Source organism: uncultured Lamprocystis sp. (assembly GCF_903933125.1).
Lineage (GTDB): Bacteria > Pseudomonadota > Gammaproteobacteria > Chromatiales > Chromatiaceae > Thiodictyon.
In genome coordinates this window covers 1-10,882 of record NZ_CAIZIZ010000442.1, presented here as the reverse complement: position 1 = coordinate 10,882, position 10,882 = coordinate 1, and the positions used below count along the sequence as shown (strand labels likewise).

Sequence of the window (10,882 nt, the reverse complement as noted above, 5' to 3'; positions counted from 1 at the left end):
GCGCCGTTCACCGGCGATGATCTGGTAACGCCCGTCATCGATGGCGCGCACCACGATGGGCTGGATGACGCCCTGCCCGCGGATCGACTCGACCAGTTCACGCATCCTGGCCACATCGAAATGACGCTGGGGATTATGCCCGGCACGGGACGCAATCACGCTGACGGGCAACCAGCAGAGTTGACCGTCCTCGGCGGACGGTATCGCCACGGTGGCGTCTGGCATGACGGGTTGAGTGTGCATCGCGATTCCTGACGGTCGATCGGTTATTCGAGGCTTTGACGTATTCCACGGGTGTGATGCGCGGCGTTTCCGCTTTCCCAAGCGACTCCTGCGTTTGCTGGCACCGTTTCCTTTCGCCCATCCCCCGCGCCGCCGCGCTGCTGTTCCGCGCGCTGCAAACGGATGTTCAACCGGTCGACTGCCCGCCATCGATCCGCTATCAGTGCCATTATAGCGACCTGCGTTCTTCCGTCAATAGTGATATGAATTTATCACTCTGCGCTTTACGTCGTGCGCCGCGCTTGCTAGGCTAGCATCCATGGATGACATCCTTCTTGATTGCAGAGGTTGATATGAGTGGTACACCACGACCCGCGACGCCGATAGAACGCTTTTCGGCGTCCGTCACGGACGGTCATCTCAAGGGGGCACTCGATGCGTTGGTATGCCTTCCGGTCAATGTTCTGCGCGAAGTGCTATTGAATGCGGGTTTCCGGGTGGCTTTCGAGCAGACCAAGCCGAAGGTGCTGGCCGCTATTCAAGCGCAGTTGCTGCAGGCCGTGGCCGCCCGGACATTGCCCCGCAACCCCTGGAAAGCGGAGCCGGCATTGCCCAATGACGCGCTGTTCGGCTCAGCGCCGGCGGTGATCGGGGAGAACGAGTGGCGCGTGATCGTGCGCCCCAGCGTCTTGGACGGACGCTGTACCGAGTATCAATGGCGCCGTATTGGGTCGCTCCCCTGGCGCCAGGCCGGCGAATGGCCCACCTACAACCACAACGATGGGCTCTATATGGGTTGTCCGCGGTCTCTGGCGGACAAAGTGTTCTTTCCGAATCAGCCGGCCATTGAGGCCGCGCTGGGCAAGCCGCCTGCCGTTGCGACCGCGCAGCAACTCGACTTGCCTCTATAGATGAAGTTCCTGGAGACTGCCGCATGAATACGAATCCTGGCCAGGCGCACCTGTAAACCCCTGTCGTGGAGCCAGCAAGGCGCGCTGGTGCACGTGCTCGGCACGCTCGCGGCCGGGCTCGACGCGGCGAAACGCCGACTGAGTGACCGTGCGTCCGGCGTGATCTCCCGGCAACGCATCCGGGTCGCCCCGGCCCTGCACATCGTCACCTATTACACCCGGTTCGAGTTCATCTTTGGCGCAGCGCTCGGTTCGCAATTGCAACTGTTCCTGGCCCTCTATGGCCGGCATTCTCAAACCGCTGATGCCCAGGAGGCCGCGTGACCACGCCTGCACCCCTCCCGGCGGAGACGCGCGCCCTGGACTGGCGCGGCCTCGCTGGGGAGCCAGACGCCGCGCCCAGGGTCGCACGCTTGTTCACGGTCCCTGTGTGACGCCGCTCGGTGAAGCTGCCAAGGCAGCCGGGTTCCAGTGCCATTTCTCAACCGTGGGCATGGAGCAGATCGACCCGACGGGTTTCGGGGTCGCCCTGATCAACCCGCCCTTCTCGCTGCACCTGGAGGCCCCGACTCTCTGGCGTCCCTTGAGGCTCTGTGTGACGTGATCCGCGCCGCGGGTGCCGACCTGGAGGTCGAGCCCGGAGTGCCGCGGTACCTGCGCAAGCGCGTCCGTCCGCTGCGCATCGAGCGGCCCCCCCGCCATACCGTCCGGTCAAGGCCGACCGGGCGCACGGCCCAACCGGGGCGCTGGTCGCCTTCTCAACGGGGATGGCCCGGAATCCGAACAATTGCCGGTCATCTCAACCGAGATCGAAAATCTTCTCAACGACCTGAGCCGGTCGCGCGCACGAGCATCCTCCAGTGCTGCACCGGGCGCTGTCTGGACCGGCACCACGTCCCTCCCGTTCTGGCCGCGTGCGTCTCCGACACCGTGCGTCAGGCAACCGAGCGGGCAACCCTCGGGTCTTGAGCGTCGCAATTGAGATTCATGGCATCTCACTTGCCTCCTCGCAGGGCAAGGGCTTGATGTCGCAGCATCATCAGCCGCTTGAGTCTCGCGTATCGCCTTGCCGGGAAACAACGGCGGGACCGCCTGTGGCGTTCCACCGCACCGCTCCCTTCCCCTTCGTGCAGAGCGGCTTGCGGTTGGGGGTGGAACGGGCGCCTGGCAGGGGGAGCAGCAGGGGGGACGGTTGCGCTCCATCGATCCGCAATTTCCATGATAATGGCACGTGACTTGGTCCGCTCACCGCTCCACGCAAGAGACCGGAAGAACCATGGAAACCTTCGCCGTCTGGCAATCGCGCCCCGTCTTCGTGACCAGCACCTTCCGCGACTTTCAGGCGGAGCGTGACCACCTGCACCGGTTCGTCTTCCCGGAGTTGGAGGAGCGGCTCAAGGCGCGCTTCCACCACCTCGAGCCCATTGATCTGCGCTGGGGCGTGGACACCGCCTCGGCGGCGGAGGAAGAGACCAAGCAGCGCCTGGTACTCAAGGTCTGTCTGGCGGAGATCGCGCGTTCCCGTCCCTTTCTTGTCGGCCTGATCGGCGACCGCTACGGGTGGGTGCCGCCGCTGGAGCGGATGCAGGCGGCGGCCGAGGAGGCCGGCCACCGCGGAGCCCTTGCGGGCAAGAGCGTCACCGCCCTGGAGATCGAATACGGCGTGCTCGACAGTTCCGAGCAGGCCGGACGCAGCCGATTCTACTTCCGCGCGCCGCTGCCCTACGACCAGATGGACCCCAAGACCGCCGCCGGCTACAGCGAGCGGCACACCGGCGAGCCCGACGCCGCGGCGGCCCAGGTGCAGCTCGATGCACTCAAGGCGCGCATCAAACTGGAACTGCCGGGGCGCTGGGCCACCTACCAGGCCGAGTGGGACGAGGAACACCAGTGCGTCACCGGCCTCGACGCCTGGGGCCGCCAAGTCCTTGAAGACCTGTGGAGCGACTTGGAGACCGAGACCCGCGCCTATGCCGCCCGCGCCGCGGGCACCTGGCAGCAGCAAGAGGCCCTGATCCTCGAACAGTTCATCGAGGGCCGGTGCCGCGACTTCGTCGGACGTACCGAGCGCCTCGCCGAACTGCGCCGGCTCGCGCGCTCACCGGCTGAACCTGATACCGCCTGGGGTGCCTGCCTCACCGGCCCGGCCGGGGCCGGCAAGAGCGCCTTGTTCGCCAAGCTCCACCGGCAACTGGCCCAGGAGGACCTGCTGCTGCTCGCTCACGCCGCCGGCATCAGCAACCGCGCCACCCGGGTCGAGGACCTGCTGCGGCGCTGGATCGGCGAGCTCGCCGCCGCACTCCAGATCCCCGATCCGTCGGAGGGATTGACCAAGGCCGACGAGTTGGAGCAGACCTTCGCCTCCCTGCTCGGCCGCGCCGCGATGCAAAGGCGCGTCGTCTGCCTGCTCGATGCACTGGATCAGTTCGAGCCCACCCCGGCCGCCCAGTACCTCACCTGGCTCCCCAAACTCTGGCCACCCAATGCCCGGCTCATCGCCACCGCGATCCCCGGCAGCGCCAGCACCGCGCTGGAACAGCGTCCGGGCGTGACCGCCCTGGCACTGCCGCCGCTCGACCGCGGCGAGGCCGAGCAGATCGCCGACACCCTCTGCCGACGCTACCACAAGACCCTGCCCGCGCCGGTGCGCGACTGTCTGGCGCAGAAGCTCCGCCCCGACGGTCAGCCCGCCGCCGGCATCCCGCTCTGGCTGGAGCTGGCGCTCGACGAACTGCTGCTGCTCGACGCCGACGACTTCGCCCGGGCCCATGGCCTGCCGGGCGATTCGGCCGGGGAGCGCCTGCGTGCCCTGCTCGTGGCAGTGGCCGAGAACCTGCCGCCCGAGGTCGAGACCCTCTACGGCTATCTCCTGGCGCGGGCGGAGGAACTGCACGGCACTGCCTGGGCGGACGGACTGGTCAACCTGGTGGCGCTCAGCCGCGGCGGCTGGCGCGAGTCGGACCTGCAAGTCCTGCTGCCCAAGGTCAGTGGCCAGCCCTGGAGTGACCTCGCCTTCGCCGGACTGCGCCGCAGCCTGCGCGCCCATCTGGTCCAGCGCGGCGCCCAGGCGCAATGGGACTTTGCCCATGCGCAGCTCAGAGCGGCGGTGGAGCGACGAAACCTTAGCGATCCCGGGGGTCGGCGGGCATTGCATACCATGCTTGCCGATCATCTGGAGTCCCTGGCGACGGAAGACGCGCTGCGTCAGACGGAGTTGATGTATCACCTCATCTGGGCGGACGATCGGCCGCGGGCAGCGGCCTATTATGCGGGGCTGGAAATCGGGACCCTTGTGTCCTCCCTGCCCGGCTTCGGCTGGCAGGCAGCGGGCAATTATGCGGGGCTGGAGCTTGCCGGTGCTACCGGCACCCTGGCCAAGCACCTGTTGGCGGGTGAGGCCCAGACCCCCAACGCTAGACTCACCTGGGCACTCGCCTTGTTCGAGCTGCCGGGGCAGATACCTGCGATCACCGGCAAGCTTTGCACCAACTACCTTTTCCAGCTCGGGGATGCCCTGGAAAACGTCGCATGTGTTCGTCTGCGCCTCGCGCTTTTCGAGGGCGCACAACAGGTTCTTGAACGCCTGGCGGCGGCCGATCCCGGGAAGGCCGAGTGGCAGCGCGACCTGTTGGCCAGCCACCAAAAGGTGGGCGACGGGCTGGTGGCCCAGGGGAACCTCGCGGGGGCGCTGCGCGCCTACCGGGCGTCGCTGGCGATCACCGAGCGCCTGGCAGCGACCGATCCCCGCAAGGCCGAGTGGCAGCGCGACCTGTCGGTCAGTCACAGCAAGGTGGGCGACGCGCTGGTAGCCCAGGGGGACCTCGCGGGGGCGCTGCGTGCTTACCGGGCGTCGCTGGTGATCGCCGAGCGCCTGGCGACCACCGATCCCGGCAACGCTGGGGGGAAGCACGACCTCTCGCTCTGCCACAGCAGGGTGGGCGACGTCCTAATGGCCCAGGGGGACCTCGCGGGGGCGCTGCGCGCCTACCGGGCGTCGCTGGAAATCGCCGAGCGCCTGGCGACCGCCGACCCCGGCAACGCCAGGTGGCAGCGCGGCCTGTCCGCCAGCTACGAGAGGTTGGGCAACGTGCTGGTAGCCCAGGGAGAACTGGCCGGGGCGCAGCGCGCTTACTGGGCGTCCCTGGAGATCGCCGAGCGCCTAGCGGCGTGCGACCCTGGCAACGCCGGGTGGCAGCGCGTCCTCTCGGTCAGCTACATAATGGTGGGCGAAGTGCTGGTAGCCCAGGGGGACCTCGCGGGGGCCTTGCGCACCTACCAGGAGTCGCTGTCGATCGGCGCACGCCTGGCGGCGGCCGACCCCGGCAACGCCGAATGGCAGCGCGGCCTGTCGGACAGCCACAGCAAGGTGGGCGAAGGACTGGTGGCCCAGGGGGACCTCGCGGGGGCGCTGCGCGCCTACCGGGCGTCGCTGGCGATCCGCGAGCGCCTGGCGGCGGCCGACCCCGGGAATGCCGAGTGGCAGCGCGGCCTGTCGATCAGCCACAGCAAGGTGGGCGACGGGCTGGTGGCCCAGGGCGACCTCGCCGGGGCGCTGCGTGCCTACCGGGTGTCACTGGCGATCCACGAGCGCCTGGCGGCGGCCGACCCCAGCCACGCCAGGTGGCAGCGCGACTTGTTGATCAGCCACGAGAGGTTAGGCGACGTGCTGGTGGCCCAGGGCGACATCGCCGGGGCGCTGCTCGCCTACCGGGCGTCGCTGGCGATCGGCGAGCGCCTGGTGGCGTCCAACCCTGGCAACGCCGATTGGCAGCGCGCCCTCTCGGTCAGCCACATCAAGGTGGGCGACGGGCTGGTGGCCCAGGGCGACATCGCCGGGGCGCTGCGCGCCTACAGGGTGTCGCTGGCGATCCGCGAGCGCCTGGCGGCGGCCGACCCCAGCCACGCCGGGTGGCAGTGCGACTTGTCGATCAGTCACAGCAAGGTGGGCGACGTGCTGGTGGCCCAGGGCGACCTCGCCGGGGCGCTGCGCGCCTACCGGGTGCACACGGCGATCCACGAGCGCCTGGCGGCGGCCGACCCCAGCCACACCGGGTGGCAGCGCGACTTGTCGATCAGCCACAGTAAGGTGGGCGACGTGCTGGTGGCCCAGGGCGACCTCGCCGGGGCGCTGCTCGCCTACCGGATACACACGGCGATCCACGAGCGCCTGGCGGCGGCCGACCCCAGCCACACCGGGTGGCAGCACGACTTGTCGGTCAGCCACGAGAGGGTGGGCGACGTGCTGGTGGCCCAGGGCGATCTGGCCGGGGCGCAGCACGCCTACCGGGCGTCGCTGGCGATCCGCGAGCGCCTGGCAGCGGCCGACCCCGGGAATGCCGAGTGGCAGCGCGGCCTGTCGATCAGCCACATCAAAGTGGGCGACGGGCTGGTGGCCCATGGCGACCTCGCCGGGGCGCTGCGCGCCTACCGGGTGTCGCTGGCGATCGACGAGCGCCTGGCGGCGACCGACCCCAGCCACGCCGGGCGGCAGCGCGACTTGTCGGTCAGCCACAGCAAGGTGGGCGACGTGCTGGTGGCCCAGGGCGACCTCGCCGGGGCGCTGCGCGCCTACCGGGTGTCGCTGGCGATCGGCGAGCGCCTGGTGGCGGCCGACCCCAGCCACGCCGGGTGGCAGCGCGACTTGTCGATCAGCCACAGCGAGGTGGGCGACGTGCTGGTGGCCCAGGGCGACCTCGCCGGGGCGCTGGGCGCCCACCGGGTGTCACTGGCGATCCGCGAGCGCCTGACGGCGGCCGACCCCGGGAACGCCTGGTGGCAGCGCGACCTATGGTTCAGCCACGCTCGGGTTGCGACCGTCCTGGAGCAATCAGGGGACGCCGATGCCGGCACCCACTGGAGCCGGGCCTACGTGGTTCTGTCCGGCATGAAACGCGGAGGGCTCTTTCTGTCGCCGCAGGACGCGCAAGTCTTGGAGCAACTGCGGTGGAAGGTTCAAGCCGGCACCCTTGGCACCTTGCTCTCCGGCAACTCGGGCCAGACTGTTCCGTTCGGAGAAACGCATGAATCGGCCGGTCCACCAGCCCCCGGCCAGGGCTCCACGGCCGTTCCAGCCCACCAGAACGCCATCGACCTGGATCGCGTGCGTGCCCTATTGAACGAAGGCACTCCCGACGCCGCCCTGCAACTGATCGGCACCGGCCGTGACGAGCCGCCGGCGGTGAAGAACGCCCACGCCGTCTGCCTCTTGCGCCTGGGCCAAGCAGAGCCCGCGATACGGCTGCTTCGGCAACTCGTCCTGCCGAACGAGGTTTTTTCGATCCCGCCGGACATCCCCGACACCTACAAACTCAACTTCGCCACCGCCCTGCTGATGGAAGGCAACATCGACGGCTGCCTGAACGCCCTGTCCGCGCTCAAAAACCGCGACCATCCGACCGCCAAGAAGCTGCGCGCGGCCCTGGACCGCTGGCGCAAAGGGCTGAGCTTCGGACAACGGTTCAAACTGTCGATGGGCTCCGTACCGGACGTGCCCATCGCGCTGGGCTTTCCGCCCGGCGAGCTATGAACCCGCACCACCCCGCGATCGGATGCACCCCATGCCCATCGACCTCCTCGAAATCGGCCCCACCCCCGCCGTCATCCGCCGCACCCTCCCGGAGTTAACCGCGGAGGCGGTGCGCGAGTCGACGGCGGCACTGGCCGGCTACACCGTCTGGATCGTACCGCCCGCGCTCCGTGACCCACTGGCGACGCTGTCCGGTGTCATCGAAGACCGTGGCGAAAAGCACCCCGCCATCGAGTTGGCCCGCACCCTGCTGAAAGGCGACGGTTCGGCCATCCCACTAATCGCGGCCGCCTACGCCTCGCCGGGCAAGCTGCTGAACAGTGTCCGGACCCTGCTGAAGAAGGCGGCGGACAGCCCGCGGCGGCTCTTCATCATCGGCGTGTCCGACGAGCTGTTCGCCCAACTCAACAAGACCGCCCGGGAACCCGACCCCGCCATCGATCCACTCCCCGCTTTCAGGGGCCGCAGCGGCGCCGTGCTGAATCTGCTGGAGATGATCGCGGAGCCGGCCGCGCTGCGCGCCGCGTTCATCGGCCACTCGGTCGATGCCGTCGCGGTGCGACAGCTCATCCTGCGGGCCGGGCAGGTAGACGACACGGTGCTGATCACCGGCGACACCGGCACCGGCAAGGAGATCGTCGCCCGCCAGATCCACGAGCACAGCCCGCGCCGGGAGCGACCGTTACGGGCGGTGAATTGCGGGGCCTTTCCCCAGGACCTGCTGGAGTCCGAGCTGTTCGGCCATGTGCGGGGGGCCTTCACCGGGCGCTCACCAGTACCGAGGGGCTCTGGATTGCGGCCGACGGCGGCACCCTCTTCCTGGACGAGATCGGCGAGCTGTCGCCCGGCCATCAGGTCAAGCTGCTGCGCGCGCTCCAGGAGAGTCGGATCAGGAAGGTGGGGGGCAGCGCCGAGACCGCCGTCAACGCGCGGGTGATCTGCGCGACCAACCGCGACCTGTTCGCCATGGTCCAGGCCGGGCAGTTTCGCGAAGACCTCTACTATCGCCTGCGCGGGTTCCTCATCACCACCCCGCCGCTGCGCGAACATCGCGACGATGTCCGCCTGCTGGCCCTGGCCTACTGGAAGCGTATCGCCCGCGACGAGGGCGCCACCCTGGCCGAGGACATCCTCGCCGCCCTCGGCGACTACGCCTGGCCGGGGAATGTGCGGGAGCTCAAGACGCTCCTCACCAACCTGTTCGGCCTCTTCGGCCGGGTGTCGACCCTGGATGTCCGCCACCTTCAGGCGGTGTTCGAGTTCCAAGGAGTACGCCGGGACCCGGGGTGTCCGGGAACGACGCCGACGGCGACCCCGCGGGCCGAACACCTGTCCGCCTTCCGCCACCTGCGGCGGGTCTACGAGACCATCCGAGCCGTGGAGCATCTGCTGGCGCCGCTTCTCAACAGGGACGGGCCAAGCCCCAACCCGCTGCCGCCCATCTCAACCGAGCTCACCAATCTTCTCAACGAGCTCGACCTCCACGGCCGCATCCCGCGGCTTTTCGCTCCCGGTACCTTTCAAGACATCAGCCTCCTGCGCTCCAGACTGGCCTATTTCCTCTCCGAGTACGAGACCGCCCCGGACGCGGCAGTCGCGTTCCTGCGGGAGGGGACGCGCCGGGTACTCGAAGCGGCCGTGGCGGACATCCTGGCGGACATCGACCGGGTCTTGGTCGAGGCGTTGTAACGGAGCGGTTGCCCTCCCCGATCGCAATTCCGGCCTTGATCATCATTCCGGCCGCCCAAGGATCGTAGGGTGGACAAGCGCAGCGCAGTCCACCAGCGGCGGCGCGGGATGCGGTGGACTGCGCTATCGCTTGTCCACCCGACCTGATATCCGGACAGACCCTTGGTGTAGGGGCGGGTTTGAAACCCGCCCCTACGTCCGGTTGTCACGTCCGATGGCTATATCAGCTCAACCGCCCCGGTTGAGATCGGTGGCATCTCATTTGCGTCTACACAGTGCAAGGGTCCGAGACCGGTTGGCTGGTCTCCGGGTATCCCGATGCGTCTCGGCTGACTGCAATCACTGTGTAAGGTGGCCCCATGAGCATGAGTGCGGACAAGATCGCCGTCGGCAAGAAGCTGGTCTGGCCAAGAAAGCCCTATGTGCCCACCGACGAGTCCATGGTCGACTTCGTCGGGCGGGAGAGCGAACTCCGGATGGTCGCCGCGGCCTGGCTGGCCGGGGCCCAGTCCCAACCCCTCTCGCCCTTGCTGATCGGCCCGCCGGGGTGCGGCAAGAATCGCCTGGTGTTCGAAATCGCCAAACGGATGGGGCTCGATCTCTACGTCTGTCAGGGGTACGAGAACATCACCGCCGAGGATCTGGCCTGCACTCTCATGCCGGCGGACGAGGGCAATGGCCGCATCGACTACCTGATCTCGGCCCTGGCGACAGCCATGTTCAAGGGCGGCGTCTGTTTCATCGACGAGCTCGGCAAGTTCCCTGGTCGGGCACTGGCCTTGCTGGCGAGCGTGCTCGACGATCGGCGGTATCTGGACCTGGACCTGATCGGAGAGCGGGTCCAGGCCCACCCCCGATTCCGGTTCATCGGTGCGACCAACAGCGAAGACCTGGACCTGCTCCCGGATTTCGTCCGGTCCCGGCTCTTTCCGATCATCCGGGTGGAACAACCCGCGCCCGAGTTGATCAGCGCCATCGTCATGCGCCAGTTCCCGACCCAACAACGGGCCATCGGCAAGCTCCTGACCGGGTTCTGGCGTTTGTGGGACGCGGACCAGCAGGGCAAGGACGACCTGCCGAGCCCGCGGGACGTGATCCAGATCTTTGCCCTGGCGTCCAAACTGGCGGTCCTCGACGCCGAACCGGACACGGATCAGCATCGCCCAGGGCGGCGCGACACCGCGGCACCCGGGACCGCAGAGGCTCCGCTGTGTCTGGAGCAGGTCGAACGCGCACTGCGGCAGTTCCGCGAGGGCGCATCATGCTGACGCTGTCCGATCAGGGGCATCGCCTCATCGCGATCCCGGCCGTTCATCATCGGGCCGTTTTCGCCGAGATGGTCAATCGGGCCTGTGCCGCCGCGGCAACGCGCCCGGCGGCCATTGCCGTAGAGGGGGTCTGACAATCATTGGAACGAAAACTTACGCTAAGGACCAGTCATCGTCCTCCGGCCCCCGGAGCGGTCGCATCCCGCCGCGGGCGACCTGCTCGGCCAGCAAGAACGCATAGCGGCCCAAGACATTGATATGATGGG

At 68.3% G+C, this 10,882-nt stretch carries 7 protein-coding genes and 1 pseudogene; 7 read left to right on the top strand and 1 reads right to left on the bottom strand.

Annotated elements, in window-relative coordinates:
* On the bottom strand, positions 1-243 hold a 243-nt coding region (locus QZY03_RS23735; RefSeq protein ID WP_295585220.1), incomplete at its 3' end, for a ParB N-terminal domain-containing protein.
* 332 nt (positions 244-575) lie between these two features.
* Here QZY03_RS23735 and QZY03_RS23730 point away from each other — a divergent pair.
* The 7 genes and pseudogenes from QZY03_RS23730 to QZY03_RS23695 all read left to right on the top strand — a co-directional run bounded on the left by QZY03_RS23730 (position 576) and on the right by QZY03_RS23695 (position 10,750).
* Positions 576-1,133 carry a hypothetical protein gene (locus QZY03_RS23730; protein WP_295585218.1) on the top strand — a complete coding sequence of 186 codons (558 nt, stop codon included), beginning with the start codon at positions 576-578 and terminating at the stop codon, positions 1,131-1,133.
* Positions 1,134-1,220: 87 nt separating this feature from the next.
* Positions 1,221-1,457 (top strand): hypothetical protein, encoded by a 237-nt coding sequence (locus QZY03_RS23725; RefSeq protein ID WP_295585217.1) that lies wholly within the window; start codon positions 1,221-1,223, stop codon positions 1,455-1,457.
* 106 nt (positions 1,458-1,563) lie between these two features.
* Complete coding sequence (locus tag QZY03_RS23720) at positions 1,564-1,737, top strand: hypothetical protein (RefSeq protein WP_295585215.1); 174 nt, start codon at positions 1,564-1,566, stop codon at positions 1,735-1,737.
* 672 nt (positions 1,738-2,409) lie between these two features.
* On the top strand, positions 2,410-7,659 hold the full coding sequence (locus QZY03_RS23715; RefSeq protein WP_295585213.1) for a tetratricopeptide repeat protein: 5,250 nt from the start codon (positions 2,410-2,412) through the stop codon (positions 7,657-7,659).
* Between the two features lie 22 nt (positions 7,660-7,681).
* A pseudogene (locus tag QZY03_RS23710) lies at positions 7,682-8,640 on the top strand (sigma-54 factor interaction domain-containing protein); the annotation flags it as partial.
* A 1,067-nt stretch (positions 8,641-9,707) separates the two neighbouring features.
* Complete coding sequence (locus QZY03_RS23700; RefSeq protein WP_295585210.1) at positions 9,708-10,616, top strand: AAA family ATPase; 909 nt, start codon at positions 9,708-9,710, stop codon at positions 10,614-10,616.
* Positions 10,610-10,750 (top strand): hypothetical protein, encoded by a 141-nt coding sequence (locus tag QZY03_RS23695; RefSeq protein ID WP_295585208.1) that lies wholly within the window; start codon positions 10,610-10,612, stop codon positions 10,748-10,750. Before QZY03_RS23700 ends, QZY03_RS23695 begins: the two co-directional genes overlap by 7 nt.
* Positions 10,751-10,882 lie beyond the last annotated feature (132 nt).

Excerpts from the sequence above, each read along its gene's own strand:
- QZY03_RS23730 (WP_295585218.1), top strand. The coding sequence starts at position 576 with ATGAGTGGTACACCACGACCCGCGACGCCGATAGAACGCTTTTCGGCG.
- QZY03_RS23695 (WP_295585208.1), top strand. The coding sequence starts at position 10,610 with ATGCTGACGCTGTCCGATCAGGGGCATCGCCTCATCGCGATCCCGGCC.
- QZY03_RS23700 (WP_295585210.1), top strand. The coding sequence starts at position 9,708 with ATGAGCATGAGTGCGGACAAGATCGCCGTCGGCAAGAAGCTGGTCTGG.
- QZY03_RS23715 (WP_295585213.1), top strand. The coding sequence starts at position 2,410 with ATGGAAACCTTCGCCGTCTGGCAATCGCGCCCCGTCTTCGTGACCAGC.